An 18,618-nucleotide genomic window follows, 5' to 3' on the forward strand; every position below is an offset into this window, starting at 1 on the left:
GAGTAAATAAAATAAATAACTTGCTTCCAAATCAAGTTTTGACAATAATTAAATATCAACATAAACTAAAGTCAAAACCAATAGTAGAAGTAAAAAATAGTGCGTCGTAATTGAAAAAATATTGGAGTAATATAGAAGAATAAATACTAGGAAATTAATAGTTTAGTATGAACCGCCTGATAGTCGAATCCTATACCAACTCAACAATAAACACAATTTTAGATGACATATCTAAAAAGTATAAAATTGATACATCCAAAGAGCAGCTGGATGAGGATATCCCAATTAGTGAAATTAAATTCAAATATAGGACATATTCTGAAGTGGTTAAGATGCTCTACAAGAGTGCAGGCGTAGTCAACGCAATTTAGGTTCGAACTTTCATTAGTTTTATATGACCAGTAGTACAGGCTTCTGAGCCTTCTTCGTGTTCATGCAAAAGCTTTTTTGCTTTTTCTTCAGGCAATTTTTCTGTTGAAATATAACCACACTTTTCACAAATAACAATATAGCTCCAGCCAACCAAATAGATTTCATTGTAGTTATTAACCCTCGATATTTATCTATATATGCAGATTAACATATAAAAACAAGAATTTGAATCTCCAGTCACATATATAATTTGAAAAGGAAAATGCAGCTGAAATTAATTACAAAATTGAATTACTAATTGTAGGCTAGTTTATTTAGGCATCCTAGTGTGTAAAAATATACTATGTGGGAAATTTTTTGCAATCAAGATTTCATTTTTTTTATGAACTCTAATAATGAATGAATGATTCTTCTTAATTGAAACTAGAAGATGGAAGTAAAACAACATAGAGATACTAGGTGCAATTTGAGCATAAATTCGAATCGATAGATTATAAAATCTTAAATAGATATTTGAGTCTGCTATTTGTAATGAATTACAAAGACGGTTTTAATCGATATCCCTCCTCCCTACTTATCGTTGTAATAATTATAGGAACAGGAATAGCATTGGTTTTTCAAAATTCAATGGTAATTGAAGCAGGTGCAACAACTTTAACACAAGATAATTCAAACACGACTTCTTCTTCAGCTACTATGGCCACTACATCTACTTTGAATGGTACATACTATCATGATTCTGATCGTGAAATTAATACACTAACTTCAGCATTTGGATTACCATTTTATGAACTAACGGATTCGAAAGATACTGGTAATGAGGTATTAAGTATCGATCCAGAACAAACCAAGAACTCCTACATAGCTCAGGGCAATATGAATAAAATAGGTAATGTTACTGAATATGGTACATATATATCAACTTATTCATCGCCTGAAGTTAGCAGCACTGGTAAAGGAATGATAGTTCAAAATGATAATGTAGCAACATTTACTGCTGAAGATACCGGAAAATATGATAATGCAGGTAATCTGCTATTGAAAGGAACTATGTTCTTCCAATCGGATGATAAGAAGATGGAAAGTATTGATGGAAAGGTAGGACTTTATCTTTACTGGAAGGATAGTAACGGTACTGACTGGACAAAAACATGGTTGTGGAAATAGCCAAAACTACTAACAAGTTATTTGGAATGTAAATAAATAGGATATGATTGGTTAAGGTGAACCAATAAATTTTTACTTCTAGTTCATAAAGCAGTCGATTTCTTTTACAATATCTTCATTTAGTAGGCCAGTGATCTAAATATTTAAGAAACAATCTAGCAAACCTAATATTCAAAGAAAGGAATAATCAGTATTTAGAATTGCTCTTAATTTCTTCATAACATCAGTAGATTTGATAAAGTAATCACATGTTGAGCACGAAGCAATAAATATAAACTTCTAATAATTTGATCTATTCAATGATTTCGAATTATTATAATATGATTATGTAACTAAGGCCTAATATTATAATATTCTATCTAATTCTTAATGAACAAAATACTAACATATACATTCTTAATATTAGTAATAGGAACCTCATATTCGATCACAAACGGATTGATGAATCAAAAAGCATTTGCAGATTTATGTGTCGGAATAATTGCATGCTCAGCGATTGCAGGCAATGGTGGCGATGGAGGTGAAGCGATTGCTGGAGATGTTGGCGATGGTGGATCGTGTTATGCTATAACTATAGGGAATCACTGTGGTGGTAGCACAGGCAGTAATGAGCCACGTGGTGGTGCTGGTGGTGCTGGTGGAGATGCGGTGATAGGTGATAGTCACCATGAGGGCGGCAGCAGCTCTGCAGATGAAACTACGACCATTACCAATCCTAATTCAAATTAAGTGTCTAATGGTAATGAGAAAATAGAACAATTTTTTCTATTTTTTTCTTTGACCTTAAGGAACACTTGGATTCTATGTTATTATTTGATTATGACATCGAAAAAAAAATAAAATGGCATATTTGTTCTTAAGAAATTTGAGTGAGGAACCATTTATCTAATTAAGATACGGGCATAATTCACTTTAGATATTCATAGTGACAGATAGGATCCTAGGTGCAACTAATATTCTAAAAGACTAGAATAATCAATTATATTTAATGCAAAATATTGCAATTTATTCACTTATTGCGATCGACTTAAAAGAAGTTAGAGGGCAAAAAAAGGAATATCATTTTCATACAAGTAATAAAGTATGAAAGGCACCTACCCTTTGAAATAAATAGCGAATAAATATGATAAAGTAAAGCGATTCATCATATTCAAGACGATGGGAAAAATTTGGCTGAATGACAAAGGATTACTAAAGTATTACTAAAATAATCATAGAAAAAAAGTAGGTTGATCATCTTTTTGCGATAAGAAAGATAGTTAACTATTTGAGGCAAGTGGTAAATATCATAACTTTTGAATTGAAAATATGGGTAAATTAATTACTGGAATTATTTCAGTATTTATAGTAGTAGGTATATTGGGTGTTTATATCCCTAACGCTTTGGCAACATTGGGCACACCATTAGAAATTTGTAATGGAAATAGCGCAGTAGCCCAAGATGGAGGTAGTGCGGCAGAACAAGAAACTAATCAAGAACTAATAGGAGATACAGGCGCTCAATCTGTTTCACCAGAATTCAATGCTTTGAATGGGAATAACCTTGGTTTTGAATCACAAAAAAATGGCGATTGTTTACCAATTATAGAACAACCACCTGTTGGTGATTCAACGGCACCAAATCCTCGAAATTAGACAAATAGTGTAAAAGACAAATCCACCGGTTCAACAAAAAAATCTGAACCTCTTTTTTTGATATCAGATCATAAAAACAATTCTAAAAAATAATTTTTGACATTTACAACTGACCAACAATGATGTAGGTCGATTAAAGGTCTCAATTAATGTAAGACGACATCTTTTAAATTGTACGAACAGCGTATTCATACAATGATCAGTATTGGAAAAAAGATATTTGATGAAGTAGATGTTCCAACCAATAGTAGAATAATTTCTGAGGATGAAGATAAATTAATAATTAAGAGAGAAAGTAGTTGGACAGACAAGATTAAAGGAATAGATTCGTTTCCAAATGGTACGGTAGAAGGTCATGGAAATTCAGGTATTTTTGCAAATGGTATCTCTATTTCTAATTGGCAGGGTATTTTTTGACTATCGAAATGGACAGGAAATTTTATTTATTGGAAAGGATACTAGTAAGAATGGCAAATATTATGTAATAATAACTATTTTACTCACTATAATGAGTTGAGTGATCTTAACGGCATGATCTGTTTTTTAGATGGTCTATTTGATTCTAAAAATAAATCATATACTTCTAGCGGATATAGATTAATCTAGCATATAACTGAAAGTAGTTTCGTCCCTCTGACTGTAGCTGCTATTTTTTATTGTAAACGAAAATCAAGATAAGTAATAAGGTAAAGAGGTATTTGACTATCGTGTATGTAAATTTGTAGATAATATAATATATTTTTTTACCATTTTCATGACTTGCATCATCTTTGGTACCAGAGATTAAAAAACGATCGACAGGTTGGCAATTATATGCCGATCTAGATCAGCTCAAAACGTAAAACTAGGACAATTACATCCATCAACTTTGCAGAAGGGAGGCGCATTCCCCATGCCCATAGCAACATGAACTGATTTCGGATGGTTACATGCTTTGCAAGTTACAAAATCTTCAGGTCTACTAATGCTCATATATATGATTAGTCATTATTTTATAAAAAGCATAACTATTTCAGGCATAGTCTACCTTGAATGTATTTCTCAGAAATTATAAAATTGTTCCCGTAAGTATCAATGACACAGGTTTATACTAATGGGACCAGACCCCACCAGTTTACTTTCGATCAAATAGTAGGTAGAGCAGAACATCTAAGATTCATATATAATTTAGCTTTTGTTGAACATTAGATATATTTATTATCTCCTTGTACCTTCATAAGAAAAGCAGAATGATTTTTGTAAAGCAATTCAGATCAGTTGCAATAAGACAAAGATATTTCCATTTATATAACATAGTAAGGAGAGGCCATTTTGTATGAGTAATGAGAAGTCACCCACTTGGTTACGGGCGGTCCAAATAGGTCTAGGTATTATAATATTAATCCTATCAATCTTGGTACTGATCAATCCTATTTTTGGTACGATATCGGTCATCATTTTCCTGGCCTTCCTGTTGTTATTTGCTGGAATTGAGAAGGTGATAAGTGGTTTAATCAGATCAGGGAGGTCCCGGTTTGCTAACATAGGTTTAGGCATTATAGTAATAATTATTTCATTGATCGCTTTGGCATACCCTGTCGAGGCAAGCGTATTTGTGGTCCTATTGCTAGGTATCGCATTACTTGTTGATGGTATATCTAGAATCATCCATGGAATTAGAGATAAGCACGGTAAGAGCTGGTCAAAATTCTTTAGTATCGGCGTAGGAATACTTTCTATAATATTCGCAATAGCTGTGATCGTTTTCCCTGAAATTGGTCTTGTAGTTGCAGGCATATTAATAGGAATAGCATTGCTTATTACTAGCTTCCAAATCATATCGGAAGGAATATCAGGACATCGCGGGGTAAGACAAAACGACGTAGGTATATAGTCGAAAGAAACTAATTCCTTCTACATACAAAATTTAGACAAACATAACCATACATATGAAAAAGCTTGGAGCCTATGTCAAAATGATGTCCGTCCGTCCGGCAGCATAGATAGAATAATGTAGAGGCAGTCAAATTGAGCGACATAAATAATGATTTATCAGTATATAAAAATAAAAAAAAAGAATTAGATCTCTAAACTATTTCTGATCTAATTATTATACGGAGGAAGTGGATACTGGGTGTTGACTATCAAAAAAGAGAGCAGAAGAAGAAGACAAACATTCCCTCTCAGTTGCAGTACTTTCTACTGCATTTACTATTTGAATTGTAGAAGAAACATCGATTACTCCCGGAGTTACTGCCACTATTGAAAACAATGTCACAACTGCCAACAGGCCAACCCCCAAAAATTTTGGACGATTCATTATATAAATAACAACATTGCCAATATTTAAAATTGATGGCAACCCATAAGGTATCTGTTTTCCTATAAAAGGTATAAATATCTTATTAAAATGAAATTTTACGTTTATCTGTGTATATTCATGTACATTGTTATTAGTTCAAAATTGATATCAAAATATTTCTGCCTTAATAATTGGAGCTAAAAGTAAACAGTTTATTTTAAATAATAGTTAAGATGGATTAGCAGACTAAGATAGTTCTCTTAGAAAGTCTCTTAAATCAATTATATAGATATATTTTCCAAAATGCGTGGATGAGGTAATTCATATATTTATTCTATCTGATTTATAGTATGTGAATTTTGATTCTATTGGAACATTCTTGTGTAGATAATATCCACCACAAATTAGGATACAAGATATATACGAAATCTAGTGACTAATGTTAATATTTTAATTTGGAAATGAAAGAAGCTAGCCTAAATGGCATGGTTAGAATATCCCCCTTATCAAGATTGACAGCCTCTAGGATATTTTTTGGTAAATATTCCATCGGAGTTGTGGTAATCAGGATTATTCGTTGAGTAGGGCTTATACCACGTATCATTTTTGCTAGATCAAGACAACCTAAACCTGGCAAATGGGTATCCAAAACGACGACATCATATGGTTTTCCATTATTTTCCTTCTCTAGAAAAATATTAAGGGCTTCCGCACCATCAACAACTGTAGCAGGTTTTATTCCCAAGGTTTCTAAAAACGCCTTAAATAAGGATAGTATATCAGGCTCAGGCTCTGCAATCAAGATTCGCACTTGTTTTAGTTCGTTGGATGATGATTTATCGGTCTTACTATTTGCAATTTTGTTTGGTATTGTCTTATAATAACGAGGAAAGTTGGAATCTGCAACAGTTACTGCTGAACTGCATGTGTTTTCCTTAACACCACCAATTACAATGTACTCTTTTTCTACAGTTTTCCCTCAGGCTGTTCAAAGTTGTGATTCTGTTGGAAAGTACATTCTATAAAGTTCTTAACCACTTCATTCACCTAAGAGATAAACAAATAATTAACATGGTTTAAATATATCACTTTAAGCTAGATAGTCGTAATTTTTCTAATAACAATTAGCTAAGGCGAGGAGATATTATGGTCGCAGTAGATGCACATCCTCCAAAATTTTTGACATGATTAATGATTCTTAGTCATCCGCCGGTATATACTAGGTAGTATCAATTTCAAAATTGACAAAGAGAAATGAATAAGGATTTTGACACCCCCTCTTGAATAACATCAGCAAACTAAAGGGGCGGACCTCAGGGTAAGGAATAGCTGTATCATATAAAACACAAACAAAGTTTACACAAACCTATCGGCCTTGTATCAACTAAAAGCATATTCTTATTTGCGATAGTATCTTCCAGACGACTATCATTACAAATACTTTAAATTTAGATTTCATTTTTATTCTACATAGACAAAAATATTCGTTTTCATTTCAAGCTCCAACAAGCATTATAAAATTGATCAAATATATCAATTGAACTAACCTAAGGATATTTTCATTCTAGATAGAATTCCATAGATGGATGGAGAAATAACTTCCTAATAATATAAATAATTATTTGAAGATTACTAAATTAATCTATGTCTGGGGACAAAGAATTAGAAATAATAAAAAGCATAATGACTCATATTCATCTAATTTTAGGAAACACACGTGAGAAAAATCACACTTTTGACTCCATACAAGAGTTGTATGATAAAATAGATGCCAGACTTGAACTCTCCGATGAGAACGAAGATGTAAGTTATCATAGAAAGGAAATATTAAATTCATTTGCCAAGAACATGGAGTGGATGAAAGTTAGGAAAATAATCATTTCCGTTCATGATAAGAAAAGTGATACTTCATATATTAAAGTAGATAAAGAAAAGTTAGTGAAATACATTGTAGATCCTGAGTTGCCTTTAATAGAAACAAATGAAGATAATTATGGATGAATACTCTAAAATAAAACCAAAAGTTATTACAAACTCGGTCATTATTGCTATATATGGATACACCCTGATAGTTCCTGAAGAAACGGCACAGTCTCAGTTTTTTTTACTTGTTCTGCATTGGTCGACAATTCCTTTCAATTCTCAGTCCGACTTAGATTAATCACAAAACGATATCATGATCATTTTTATTCATAATAAGAATCTAAAACATCATTGACTGGTCATCTAATCGTTATGAGCTTCGACGACAAGGTCATTCTCAATTAGAAGATCAATCAAAAAAGAATAGGATATCCATAATTAAGATTGTAAAGACGCTGTTGATCGATGGTTTAAAAACAAGACTATGGTTTTGTTGAAACAGTTAATCCTTTATAAGTACAAGATTAAAAAACTCAAAATTTTCTAATAAATAGTAAAAACAAAAAAAAGATTTATTGTTGACCTAATGCCAAGTCGCCTAATTGTTCTTGCAATTGTATTCCTATATTATTACATGATGCGAATGTGATTTCACCAGATACACATTGTGCATTCTGTTCACTATCTTGTTCTTGTTCAATTCCTTGCTCTGCTTCGTTATGTTTACCTGTTGCAAATGCCATGTTGTCGCCAAATGTAACTACTGAACCGATTAAGGCTGCTGCAATAAACATGATTGCAAATATTCCGATCTTACTAGTTTTTGTTATGTTACTCATTATAATCATAATGTATAGGTCGAATTTATTATATCATAGTTTGGATACTTGTTACTACTATATTTCTACATAATGCTTAAGCAGTAAAATATTCTGACATATAATTTCATGAAAATATTAGGATGATAGCTTAACTCTCGATATCAAATATTCATTTTACCAAACCTTGTTGACAAGGTAGCGAAAGATTTTAAAGTTAAGAGGGCCAGTTGCTGGCTTGGACCCTTAATCTGGCCTAACCTATATTTTAGTTGTCTCAATAAGCTAAAGTGTCTTTGATTTCTATTGATGATGTTGTAGTAATTTGCTAAAAATAGAATTTTATTTGCGTGGTATCTTAAAAAGGAAGCAAAGTATGCAAATGTAAAAGACGTGAGAGAAGTGCTGATCTCGACTATTTCCATCATTTTGAATGTAGAAGAATTTGTAATGATTACTAGAGTATAAAATACTCTATTGATATCACTCAGAAAAATTGTAATCAAATTGGTCTATGGTTTTCTGAATATTAAGAATTACAAAGCGAATATAATGAACATATTGATTAGTTCATCCTATCAAATCATTCTCTCAAGAAAGGTAAAACAGTAGAACCAATTTAGGTTTCACTATCACTAATTTGAGGCCGCCTTATGCTACTTTTATAAATTATGATCGTAATACAATATAATATAATGGAATTAACGAAAGTCGAGAGAGAGAATAAAGTGTATGTGAATGATAAGGCAATTGTTCTGGATAAGAATACCATCACCGCATCTGAATTATTGGAATTAGCTGGGTTTTCATCTCTTGCCTACAATGTCTACATGATTTTAGATAGAAAGAGGAACAAGAGTAAATTGTTAGGCGAAAATAAGAAAATTAAGATTGAAACAGGAATGCGCTTTGATGCAATTCTAAAACAGGGCTAGTTATTGGTAATATAATAGAATAGTATACTTTAGTTTCAGTACTTTTCTAATCAACTTTTACAATGAAAAAATAATATAATTATTTGGTTGTAATCATATTTTTGTTGCTATTGTTAGGAGATAGCCTAATCGGATCATATTGCCATGAATGTACGGTTCCAAGGTTTTAAGATAATCTTGTCTGATCGCTTCTATTTTTTCCACTTTGTTCTCATTCTCAAGTGTCCGAATAAGTTGAATCATTGAACCCGATTTTTTGGTCATCTCTTGCCAATAATGGTTTGGACTAAGGATTGGATATTCAATGGTATCTCTTTCAAAAAATATTTCCTTTACGTCGTCCAATAGTTCTCGAATTTTGCTTGGAATTCCCCACTGCATAGGAGACAGACGCATAGGCAGAGGCATCGTTTGGTTGTCTTGTACATGGGATGCATACTTTGAGATCATTGCATACATTCTTCCCAAAGCAAGTTCCGGAGGCCAAGTCGCAAATCCTATGACCCCATCTTTTTTTAGCACCCTTTGCATCTCGTTTGCCGTAGTCTTTTGATTTAATGCAAACATGTGACCAAAAGTTGACAAGACAATATCAAATGATTCATCCTCAAAGGGAAGGTTTTCAGCGTTACCTTCTCTCCAGTCTATCCCACTGACTTCTGCAATATACTCCTCCTCTTTTGCTTGTGCTGAGTTCAGGTGTAATGTCTATGCCTGTCACCTTTGCGCCTAATCTGCGTGCTGTTATTGCAGTGTTACCAAATCCACAGGCTACATCCAATACAGAATCCATTGGTTTCACATTCACAAGTCTTACTAGTTTATCAGAGACAGGAGTAATTACTCGGCCAATACTTCTATAATCACCTAAGGACCATCTTTCCCTGATGCTTTGATTCGAATTATTCAATCTGAAACTATATCTCATTTTTGTTTGATAAACTTTAATTTTGTTTTCATGATGATATACATTAGGAAAATCTATACTACAAATTAATGAATTAATTTCCTATTGCTGTCTACAATTGTATCATGATTATGAAAAGCCTTGGAAGAAATAAATTGAATACATAACAGTATGAAAAGCGTAATGCGACCCGTTTATCTCTAAGTAGGACTAATTTTCAATATCTGCAATATCATACGCCTTTGTAAGAGATGGACTATTCAAAAGATTCCATTGATCTATGTTTTGCCTTGCATTTCCAATAACTCAAGTTATATTAGCAATCCGTGCTTGATTCTTTAGGATGATGTCAACAACCTTGTCTCAATTTCATTCTTAGTAATCTAGAGGCTTAAAAAAAAGCAAATTCTTAATTATGACAGATTAATCCTTGAATACGAGTCAGTATTTTCCGGTATACACCAGTACACTAGACAGAAATTTATTGAGAGATCCAATATATTCATCTTTATTCACATGTTTAAACTCTTTCTTAGTGTTTATGATTGTTTTAATGTTATTGACACCAGTTGTTTTATCCAACACAAGGTTTATGGTTCAAACTATGAGTATTATTCAAAAGATCAAGATTGATTCTCGGATTTTTATCAACAATATTCATTTTATCAATGTAATTGTAGTTTTTAGGTACCAAGGTTGTAGAGATAGTATACACAATTAATTAACAATATTTAATGGAATATCCCCTTTCATAGATATTATAGGCATATCAAAGACTAACCCAAAGTTGCTATGAATGAAAATACTTATTTACCTAGGGCTTGGATAATCCCTGATGAACAAAATTAGTGATTTAAGCATCTTAATTGTAGCATTTTCTATACTAATGATCGGCACATCAGCCGTATTCAATATGGGTTTCATTAGTCCAGCACTTGCCAGCACCGACGAATCTAACACCGACGAATCTAACACCGACGAATCTAACACAAATCAGACAAATAATGAACAACCAACATTAGAAACTGTAGACACTCATCTAGAAGAATGTATTCAGCAACTACAGAACGATAACACTAATGAAGCCTTAGACGAATGTCAATCTGCTGATGATGAGTTAGACAGAATATTGGTTAATTCCACTGGATAATGATTATAAAGTTCGAAATACAGCAATTTCGTTACAACTAAATCAATCATCCTCTAGATATTTTTTAATATTTTTAATTATCAATCCGAATTTACGACCATTAAGATTTATAAAATGAATATATGCCATCCAAATGCGAAACTAGTAACCGGTTAGGAGGTTATTTGGAAAAAAATAATATGATTATGAAAGAATCAGCAGCCTTCGTTATTGAATAAATCCATATTTCTCACCACCCGGATATAGAAAACACATAGGAAAGATTTGCAGAACTGGAGTAGTATTCTAAATCCCAACCCAAGTTTAGTCTTATGAACCAGCATCACCAATTAATTTACTGCGTCGGAATATCTTATAAGAGAATGATTTGCTATATAGTCGTTCAATTTTTTTGAATATATCTTACCAGTAATAGAAAAAGCTTATTTCAAGACGCAGAGATTATCTAACTATTATGTTAATAAAAATACCATCATGTGTTTGGCTATGGACCCTTGGATTTACGGTGGCAATGCTATTTTTTCCCAATTTATCTACAAATACATTAAATGCAACTATAAATGCAAATGAAAGGACAATAAACTATATTGATGGTCAAATCCAACAAATATTTATTTCAAAACTGACAGGTAGTCAAGAAATACCATTTGTAAATACAGATGCAATGGGAATTGCATTATTTAAAGAAAGTTTATTAAAAAATGACACTCTGGAATATGAATTAGTTTTAAATGATATAAAAGATATTACTCGTATTTATATCGACTTTAATAACACTATTCCACTAAAAGAGATTTACAGTAATCCAATAATTCCCGACATCTGTTGTCTATCATCAGAAGCATCTGAACCTGACAACTTTTATTTAAATGGAATATTAGAAGATGATATTAATATAACACCATTAGATTTGATCAAAAACGGTATTCCATTGCAAGTGAACAATGATATTCCCAGTAATACTTTCGACAGTAATCAACCTACGATCGAAACCTTGATGTATAATAATAAATCTAACAACTTGACAGGATTATTTGAATCTGGATTGGTTTTCATAACTGTGGAGACTAAGTTCCAGCCTACAGGAGAAATTCGGGGTCAAATAATTGATGAGGTGCAAATATTAGAATGAATGCTGATGAACTTTTTTAACAAGATTCATACATAGTAGTAAAACATAATTCTACGGAAAATCCGTCTCCTATAACAGATTGCTGATCCGTAAAAACACACATGTGAACAGAATCGTTTTCTAATTATGTTTGAAAACATTCAAAATTTATAATCGACAATAAGTATAAATAGAAAGATATTCAACATACTTTCGATTAGTCATAACCTATAGTAACACTAAGAATAGCACAACAGAGATCATACAAGGGCAAGAGCAAATCATTTAGAAAATTAATGCATTTATTCAAAGCACCCAGGCAAAAATAGATATAACTTTTGACTACCATGGCCCATCAATACTAATCACAACTACTTCCTATCGAAGTAGTTTTAAAGAAATTCGAGAGTCAGGTTGAGAAAAAGATAGGTTTTCAATTGTATGGTTTAGACAGGAAGAACATGGTAAATGGCGACAAGCAGCAAATTTCTCAGGTTATTTTCAGCATAATAGACAATGCTACAAATTTCATTTTAAACGAAGGTTTGATATCCATACTTGTCGAACAGAAAGTAGAGGATGAGTATAGAAATATGGTTATTGTCCATATAAAAGATAACGGAGAAGGTATACATCCCGAAATGAACTCAAGGTTATTTACCAAGTTCAGCTCCAAGTCATCCCATGGATCAGGATTAGGACTATATATTTCCAAAGAAATTATTCAAAGGCATAATGGTACAATTTGGGGCAAAAACAATCAAGATGGTAAAGGCGCAACATTCTCATTTAAATTGCCAGTAATATGATATGCGGATTTATTGCTATATATTACATCTGTAGTATTCTGAGGAATTCCCATCATTACTCTTTTATAATTTCTAGAAACAGAAAATCGGCTAACAATCTTTCAGTTTCCCCTAACAATATCTTCAAGAGATATTTGTGATTCAGAAAAGGCAGACAAAATGCTTGATAAAAGTTCTTAAAAGCATCGTTTCTAGTTGAACTGCTAGAAGTTTATACATCAATTCTCGGACCCTACAATAATCGATACCCGTTAAGACCTTGAGTATTCCATCTTTCAATTGATTTTCTTAAAACATCCTCACATCAGTCGATGTGATTAGTTGCAAGTATTATTAATCAAATATTATGAAAGATACTATTCAAAGAATGTCAAAATCATTAGATGATACAAAAACATACCATAAAAAAACAGTAAAGTGCTAGATATGATCTTGACTTTTATATAACTATAAAATAATTTTTATTTAATGTAATTGGTGTATTTAACCACCGATAATGAGATCGTATAATACGCATCCAGAAGATGACATACAAAGGTCAAATTTACTAATGTAAGGAGCTTGTAGACATTTATCAATCAAATAATTGAAAAAAGTAAGAAAAATAATGAATTGGTTATCTACATACATTCATTTAAAACTATATCTATCTTATCCTTTATTTGAAAAAGGTTTTTTCTATTGACGGTAATACTATGAGATTCTTTGAGGTTTTCACCATCATATACTTTACGGACTATTGAATACTGATTCTCATAATTGGTATCTCCTTTATGTTGTTTATAAAGATCATTAACTTCTATGATCCACTGGATTTTATTTTTATCTTCTATACTATTTTCTGTAGAGGCGGTCAATAATTAAAATGTGGCAAAACTTCATTTATATGTATACTGACAACGATAGCTAGTTTCATGACCAGAGAAACTAATTCTACCAATTTTCCTTGCCTATTTTTCTCATCTCTTCCTTTATCGAAGAGTATGTATTTGATTTGGACTTACTAAGCTCGATGTGCTACTTGTTTAGAATTTTTTAATTCTAAACAGGTCACATCTGCATATATATTGAAAAAAAACTCTAATTATCAAGTTTTTCAAAAAACTAAATAATATTGTTATTTGATACATAACATTACCATAATATAATACTACATGATAGCATAAATCTATGTATTATCAAATTCCTATTTTTACTTTATGTGATTTATGAGATAAATTTAAATAAATATTCGTTATAACCTACAAAATGGTAAACTATTGTCTGGTTGTACCCTTATTACCAGGTAAAATAGAACTTTCGAAGAAGTTTGAAGAAGAAAATGGTAGTAATAATAAAGAACATGATGAATTTTATAAAACTGCAGGTATAACTCGCGAACAGGTTTGGATTCAACGTAGTCCAGCGGGTAGTGGTGCTCCTGATCTTGAAATTGTTAGTTTAGAAACAGAAGACCCTGCCAAGACCTTAAAAGAATTTAGTACATCTGGCCACCCTTGGGCCATAAGGTTTCGTAAATTCGCAAAAGAAGCATTTGGGATAGACTTTGAAACAGGACCTCCACCACCTCTAAACGAATTGTTAGTTGACTGGCATGAAAAGAAATAGTTGAAAATTAATCTGAATCAGTTTTGATCCTAATACTTGACAATTTTAATTCATAACCTGCATTAATGACTCGGATGTCCTTTTCTTTTTGAATAAATTTATCTTTCCTCGAGTTCAAATATGAATCCCGATATTTGAACCCATGAATTCTAAATATTATTTTTTCAAGACATATAGATTATTTGACGATGCTGATTAGTTGAAAATTACTTTAATATTCTATCACTACTATTCTTAAGTCATTATGGGTAATCAATATGAGCATGGAGAAAATACCGGCAGTTAAATCAGAAGTTTTTCAATTGTACCTACATGACCCAAAATGACATTAATTCAAAATTTGTGGAATTTGTAAACGAAGCATATGCAGCTGAAAACGCAGCTGTGGACAGAATAAATACAAGAATTGAAGAAACTCCTTTTCCCGAACTACAACAAAGACTAAAGCAACATTTGCAAGAGACAATAAACCAACAGAACAGACTAAGCCAAATAATATTTAAACTTGAGGGAGAACCAACTGATGCTAAAGCCCATCTTCCAGAGCTAAAGCCACCATGGGTATGATGTTAAAGAAAACAATTAAAGACACAGTCAAAACTATTACAGATGATAAGAAGGAAAACCCCCTACCAGAAGAATTGGAGCTACTCAGAATAAATCAAGATATAGGTATTGAAAGTTCTGAAATTGTTACTTATAAAACTCTAATTGAAATGGCTCAGAGAATTCCGGGTCTTGATACTGCTCTATTCGTTCCATTATTAAAGCATAATTTAGACGAAGAAATTAGTATGCAAAAATGGTGTATGGACAATTTACCAATGGTAATGGATAAATTGTTACCAACTATTATATCTGCAATTAACAAATAGGGTACACAAGTAATGATCTCGCACATTAGTTTTAATTTATTTAGAAGGCTTATAATTAATGGCGAACTAGTTTGATATCTATTATTCATCTCCAATATAATATTTCTTTATTAATTGATATCCTGTTTATTTATCTTTAATATCTTCTAGGTATTGTTATGGTGTATAAGTAATTGTCTACATAAAATATTGACTATTGATTCTCAACAAACTTCTGAGCTTCTTCCTCATGTACCTGTAAATTAGCTTCATCCACCTTGATCGAAGAAGTTGGACAAACTGTTACACATGCCATACACCAAATACATGAGCTCTCCCTGATTGGATCAGGTTTATCAGTATAATCTTTTCGACCTTCTCTATTTTGGTCATCTCCTGTTCCTTCACTAACAGCGTTTACCATTTCAATTGCTGGAACGTCTTGCTCTGACCTATACCATTGATATACTTGAACTGGACACGCTTCTACGCATGCGCCGTCTGAAATACAAGAGTCCCAGTCTACAGCCACATAGGTTCCATGAATACCTAAAGGAACATATTCTTCTCCTCTTGCTTTGTATGCTTCTTGAACTTCCTTATTTGTTGACGATTCTGCGTCCTTTCTTCCTGGCCCCCATACAAAATGAGAATAAGCACCATCGGACGTTGAATGCTTTCCAACTACATTATGATTCTTGGGAAACTCTGGGTCTATAGTCATAACATTATATCCTTTTCATAATACTATTTAAGACGAGAGCATTTAACAATGAAATCTCTTGATCTTTACGTGTTGAATTTAATTGCTCATACTATAATACACTAACATGCTAACTAGCTGAATTCGTAATTCAAAAAATAAAATTAAAAGTAAGATTTGAAAATAGGATGTACTATTTTATGCCTTTCCGCCTTCTCGGGCTACTCTTTTACGGGTTTCTTCATCTGCTGCTTGTAGTCCTCTTTCATCATGTGGTGCTTCCCCACCTGCTCTAGCTACTCTTTCTCTTGTCTCTTCATCTGCTGAGGCTAATCCCCTGTTACTATTGTTGTTGTTATTGTTTTTGTTGTTATTATTTGCCATTGTATTAATTTTGATAAAACATTATATTTAATGAATAGGTGATATTATCTAGCATATTACTATCCATAGGATTAATACTAAAATGCGAGCGTGAGTAGAGAGCGTGCAAACGACATTCGTTCTTTTTTTTAATGCTTATTTCCTAAATACGTTTTTGAGATGGTCCCTGTTAAATATTATGTTTTAATCTAATAAGAGATATCTGATAATAGTGAAAGCAATAAGTGTAAGAATTGGAATTACAATGGCCTTTCGGTTTTAAATATGAATTTATGGATTTAAGGAAAGTTCCTAAGCTTATTTTACCCACACGTGCACTTAACAATCAATTGTATTATTATTTAATCCATCAAAGAAAAATATTTTTCTAACGTTATGGTACCTTATGCAAGATCAAATTTCACTTTATTTTCTTGCAATATTGTATTAATAAAACTTCGATGAATAGAAGCATCCATAAACTAGAATGCTGGATGAAGTATAATTTAACCGATTGGTTAGTTCTTGGATTAATTAAGATTGGATTAATTGTATAGTTAATCCTTTGCCATAATTGAAAATGTAGATTAGGATTAAGTACCTCTGCTAGTAAATTTTAATAGAAAAATGTCAGAATTAAAAAACATTGTCATATAAGAATTTAATAAAAATACTTTTACTATTTAATCTTTGTTAGTTAATAAATAATGTTATAATTGATTAACAAGAGATCAAAAATTCTTTTTTTTGGTTATCCCGCCAAGGCTATGGATTATACGGGAGGATTTCTGTGGATGAAAAAAGTTGCAGATCATATTGAGAATAGTAACCGTTATTCTGTGTTAAAGTCATATGCTTATGGCGACAGTAAAAATGCTATCCACAGACTTTTCAATAAATTCTATGATTTAGCAAGAATTATTATTCATTCACCTGATATCGCAATAATAGACGCTTGGGGTGAGTCAAGTATTTTGCTCTGGTTTATTCTTAGAACATTTCAAAAAAATGCAAAAATCTTTGTTGTATTTCACCATTACGAGCAAAGAATACCAACCCGCAAAAATTCAATGGAGATCTTTTACAATTTTCTTATAGAAAGGATTACATCCATCATGCTGAAGAATTCAGATATTATTTTGACCGTTAGCAAATCCTCAATGCGTGAACTAGAATTTTTTTATGATATTAGAAATGGTAAGAATAGGGATGAAAACCTCAAAATAAATGGAACTAGAGGAATTTTACATAAAAATATCAATAGAAACAGAAATGAAATTGCGATTGTTGGAGCAGGAATAGATATCGATATTCTTGATGTTGTTGTTAGTAGTAAGAATAAAATAGATAAGAAGAAAGATATAGATTTTCTTTGCATGGGAAGAATGGAAAAATTCATTCATTTAGAAAAAATATGGATAAAAATTAAAACAGTTAGGCCCAATTCTAATCTAGTAATGATTGGACGTGCAAGTCCTGACATGATTGAAAAATTACTATCTATTGGAATAGATCACAGAGGTTTTGTTTCTGAAGAGGAGAAGATAGATCTTTCTTCAAGAACAAAAGTTTTTATTTTTCCATCATCAAGAGAAGGCTTTGGAATAGCCGTAGCGGAGGCATTGTTTCTAGGAATTCCGATCATAGCATGGAAGATTCCTGTTTTTGACGATCTATACTCTAAGAATGAGGAAACAATAATAAAACTGATAGAATTGGGAAATTGGCACCTCTTTGCAGATGAATGTATCAAAGCAATAGAAAGATATAATTTTAATCAATCGGATAAAAAATACAAAAAAGCAAGCAATGTCTTTCCAACATGGAAGAATGTTGCTCAGAATGTGATATCAGTAATTGAATATACCAAATAACTATTAATGATATTAGGTAAGAAGAAATTATCATAATGGTATAAATGAAACTCAGATAACCTAACTTGTCAAATGTCCTTATCTTGTTACTAAAATAACTAATTAATCTGGGACTTGAACGGATCTTCAATTATCTAGTAGATAAAATGTCGAGATAATTATTTTGTC

At 31.9% G+C, this 18,618-nt stretch carries 25 protein-coding genes; 16 read left to right on the forward strand and 9 right to left on the reverse strand.

The window, feature by feature from the left end:
- Positions 1–167: 167 nt before the first annotated feature.
- Positions 168–371 carry a hypothetical protein gene (locus tag AB0A59_RS12015; RefSeq protein WP_458744096.1) on the forward strand — a complete coding sequence of 68 codons (204 nt, stop codon included), beginning with the start codon at positions 168–170 and terminating at the stop codon, positions 369–371.
- Here the strand turns inward: AB0A59_RS12015 and AB0A59_RS12020 are convergent.
- Positions 368–526 (reverse strand): hypothetical protein, encoded by a 159-nt coding sequence (locus AB0A59_RS12020; RefSeq protein ID WP_458744097.1) that lies wholly within the window; start codon positions 524–526, stop codon positions 368–370. The genes AB0A59_RS12015 and AB0A59_RS12020 overlap by 4 nt on opposite strands.
- A gap of 377 nt (positions 527–903) precedes the next feature.
- On the opposite strand from AB0A59_RS12020, the gene AB0A59_RS12025 reads away from it, so the two are divergent.
- The 5 genes from AB0A59_RS12025 (at position 904) to AB0A59_RS12045 (ending at position 5,047) form a co-directional block, all read left to right on the forward strand.
- Positions 904–1,539: a hypothetical protein gene (locus AB0A59_RS12025; RefSeq protein ID WP_458744099.1), complete on the forward strand. Its 636-nt coding sequence runs from the start codon at positions 904–906 to the stop codon at positions 1,537–1,539.
- 369 nt (positions 1,540–1,908) lie between these two features.
- The gene (locus tag AB0A59_RS12030; RefSeq protein ID WP_458744101.1) at positions 1,909–2,268 is read left to right on the forward strand and encodes a hypothetical protein; all 360 of its coding nucleotides are present in this window, start codon (positions 1,909–1,911) and stop codon (positions 2,266–2,268) included.
- A 579-nt stretch (positions 2,269–2,847) separates the two neighbouring features.
- Positions 2,848–3,174: a hypothetical protein gene (locus tag AB0A59_RS12035; protein WP_458744102.1), complete on the forward strand. Its 327-nt coding sequence runs from the start codon at positions 2,848–2,850 to the stop codon at positions 3,172–3,174.
- 195 nt (positions 3,175–3,369) lie between these two features.
- Positions 3,370–3,591: a hypothetical protein gene (locus AB0A59_RS12040; RefSeq protein WP_458744104.1), complete on the forward strand. Its 222-nt coding sequence runs from the start codon at positions 3,370–3,372 to the stop codon at positions 3,589–3,591.
- 898 nt (positions 3,592–4,489) lie between these two features.
- On the forward strand, positions 4,490–5,047 hold the full coding sequence (locus AB0A59_RS12045; RefSeq protein WP_458744105.1) for an HdeD family acid-resistance protein: 558 nt from the start codon (positions 4,490–4,492) through the stop codon (positions 5,045–5,047).
- Between the two features lie 216 nt (positions 5,048–5,263).
- Here AB0A59_RS12045 and AB0A59_RS12050 read toward each other — a convergent pair whose 3' ends face one another.
- Together AB0A59_RS12050 and AB0A59_RS12055 are read right to left on the reverse strand one after the other, a co-directional pair.
- Entirely contained in the window at positions 5,264–5,473 is a 210-nt protein-coding gene (locus tag AB0A59_RS12050) for a hypothetical protein (RefSeq protein WP_458744107.1), read from the reverse strand.
- Between the two features lie 424 nt (positions 5,474–5,897).
- Positions 5,898–6,257 (reverse strand): response regulator, encoded by a 360-nt coding sequence (locus tag AB0A59_RS12055; RefSeq protein ID WP_458744109.1) that lies wholly within the window; start codon positions 6,255–6,257, stop codon positions 5,898–5,900.
- A 91-nt stretch (positions 6,258–6,348) separates the two neighbouring features.
- Here AB0A59_RS12055 and AB0A59_RS12060 point away from each other — a divergent pair, with 91 nt between their 5' ends.
- Positions 6,349–6,480: a hypothetical protein gene (locus AB0A59_RS12060; protein ID WP_458744111.1), complete on the forward strand. Its 132-nt coding sequence runs from the start codon at positions 6,349–6,351 to the stop codon at positions 6,478–6,480.
- A 619-nt stretch (positions 6,481–7,099) separates the two neighbouring features.
- Positions 7,100–7,456: a hypothetical protein gene (locus tag AB0A59_RS12065; protein ID WP_458744113.1), complete on the forward strand. Its 357-nt coding sequence runs from the start codon at positions 7,100–7,102 to the stop codon at positions 7,454–7,456.
- Positions 7,457–7,890: 434 nt separating this feature from the next.
- Here AB0A59_RS12065 and AB0A59_RS12070 read toward each other — a convergent pair whose 3' ends face one another.
- Positions 7,891–8,157 (reverse strand): hypothetical protein, encoded by a 267-nt coding sequence (locus AB0A59_RS12070; RefSeq protein WP_458744115.1) that lies wholly within the window; start codon positions 8,155–8,157, stop codon positions 7,891–7,893.
- A gap of 674 nt (positions 8,158–8,831) precedes the next feature.
- On the opposite strand from AB0A59_RS12070, the gene AB0A59_RS12075 reads away from it, so the two are divergent.
- Positions 8,832–9,071, forward strand: coding sequence for a multiubiquitin domain-containing protein (locus tag AB0A59_RS12075; RefSeq protein WP_458744117.1), 240 nt, complete (start codon positions 8,832–8,834; stop codon positions 9,069–9,071).
- Positions 9,072–9,164: 93 nt separating this feature from the next.
- Here AB0A59_RS12075 and AB0A59_RS12080 read toward each other — a convergent pair whose 3' ends face one another.
- Together AB0A59_RS12080 and AB0A59_RS12085 are read right to left on the reverse strand one after the other, a co-directional pair.
- A complete protein-coding gene (locus AB0A59_RS12080) occupies positions 9,165–9,770 on the reverse strand; it encodes a class I SAM-dependent methyltransferase (RefSeq protein ID WP_458747608.1) in 606 nt (201 codons plus the stop codon).
- Positions 9,700–9,981 (reverse strand): class I SAM-dependent methyltransferase, encoded by a 282-nt coding sequence (locus AB0A59_RS12085; protein ID WP_458744119.1) that lies wholly within the window; start codon positions 9,979–9,981, stop codon positions 9,700–9,702. The genes AB0A59_RS12080 and AB0A59_RS12085 overlap by 71 nt, the downstream gene beginning before the upstream one ends.
- A gap of 832 nt (positions 9,982–10,813) precedes the next feature.
- On the opposite strand from AB0A59_RS12085, the gene AB0A59_RS12090 reads away from it, so the two are divergent.
- From AB0A59_RS12090 to AB0A59_RS12100, 3 genes are all read left to right on the forward strand, one after another.
- Positions 10,814–11,128 (forward strand): hypothetical protein, encoded by a 315-nt coding sequence (locus AB0A59_RS12090; RefSeq protein ID WP_458744120.1) that lies wholly within the window; start codon positions 10,814–10,816, stop codon positions 11,126–11,128.
- 454 nt (positions 11,129–11,582) lie between these two features.
- Positions 11,583–12,260, forward strand: a complete 678-nt coding sequence (locus tag AB0A59_RS12095) for a CHRD domain-containing protein (protein WP_458744121.1) — start codon at positions 11,583–11,585, stop codon at positions 12,258–12,260.
- A 416-nt stretch (positions 12,261–12,676) separates the two neighbouring features.
- Entirely contained in the window at positions 12,677–13,048 is a 372-nt protein-coding gene (locus AB0A59_RS12100) for a sensor histidine kinase (RefSeq protein WP_458744123.1), read from the forward strand.
- 620 nt (positions 13,049–13,668) lie between these two features.
- Here AB0A59_RS12100 and AB0A59_RS12105 read toward each other — a convergent pair.
- Entirely contained in the window at positions 13,669–13,905 is a 237-nt protein-coding gene (locus AB0A59_RS12105; RefSeq protein ID WP_458744125.1) for a hypothetical protein, read from the reverse strand.
- Positions 13,906–14,296: 391 nt separating this feature from the next.
- Between AB0A59_RS12105 and AB0A59_RS12110 the strand changes: the two genes are divergently transcribed.
- The 3 genes from AB0A59_RS12110 to AB0A59_RS12120 all read left to right on the forward strand — a co-directional run bounded on the left by AB0A59_RS12110 (position 14,297) and on the right by AB0A59_RS12120 (position 15,531).
- On the forward strand, positions 14,297–14,656 hold the full coding sequence (locus AB0A59_RS12110) for a hypothetical protein (protein WP_458744126.1): 360 nt from the start codon (positions 14,297–14,299) through the stop codon (positions 14,654–14,656).
- A 312-nt stretch (positions 14,657–14,968) separates the two neighbouring features.
- Positions 14,969–15,223 carry a DUF892 family protein gene (locus AB0A59_RS12115; RefSeq protein WP_458744128.1) on the forward strand — a complete coding sequence of 85 codons (255 nt, stop codon included), beginning with the start codon at positions 14,969–14,971 and terminating at the stop codon, positions 15,221–15,223.
- On the forward strand, positions 15,220–15,531 hold the full coding sequence (locus tag AB0A59_RS12120) for a DUF892 family protein (RefSeq protein ID WP_458744130.1): 312 nt from the start codon (positions 15,220–15,222) through the stop codon (positions 15,529–15,531). The genes AB0A59_RS12115 and AB0A59_RS12120 overlap by 4 nt, the downstream gene beginning before the upstream one ends.
- 193 nt (positions 15,532–15,724) lie before the next feature.
- Here AB0A59_RS12120 and AB0A59_RS12125 read toward each other — a convergent pair whose 3' ends face one another.
- Together AB0A59_RS12125 and AB0A59_RS12130 are read right to left on the reverse strand one after the other, a co-directional pair.
- A complete protein-coding gene (locus AB0A59_RS12125) occupies positions 15,725–16,234 on the reverse strand; it encodes a 4Fe-4S dicluster domain-containing protein (RefSeq protein WP_458744132.1) in 510 nt (169 codons plus the stop codon).
- Between the two features lie 177 nt (positions 16,235–16,411).
- The gene (locus AB0A59_RS12130) at positions 16,412–16,597 is read right to left on the reverse strand and encodes a hypothetical protein (protein ID WP_458744134.1); all 186 of its coding nucleotides are present in this window, start codon (positions 16,595–16,597) and stop codon (positions 16,412–16,414) included.
- Between the two features lie 773 nt (positions 16,598–17,370).
- On the opposite strand from AB0A59_RS12130, the gene AB0A59_RS12135 reads away from it, so the two are divergent.
- Positions 17,371–18,450: a glycosyltransferase family 4 protein gene (locus tag AB0A59_RS12135; RefSeq protein ID WP_458744136.1), complete on the forward strand. Its 1,080-nt coding sequence runs from the start codon at positions 17,371–17,373 to the stop codon at positions 18,448–18,450.
- The last annotated feature ends 168 nt before the right edge of the window (positions 18,451–18,618 follow it).

This window comes from Candidatus Nitrosocosmicus sp. T, assembly GCF_054408485.1.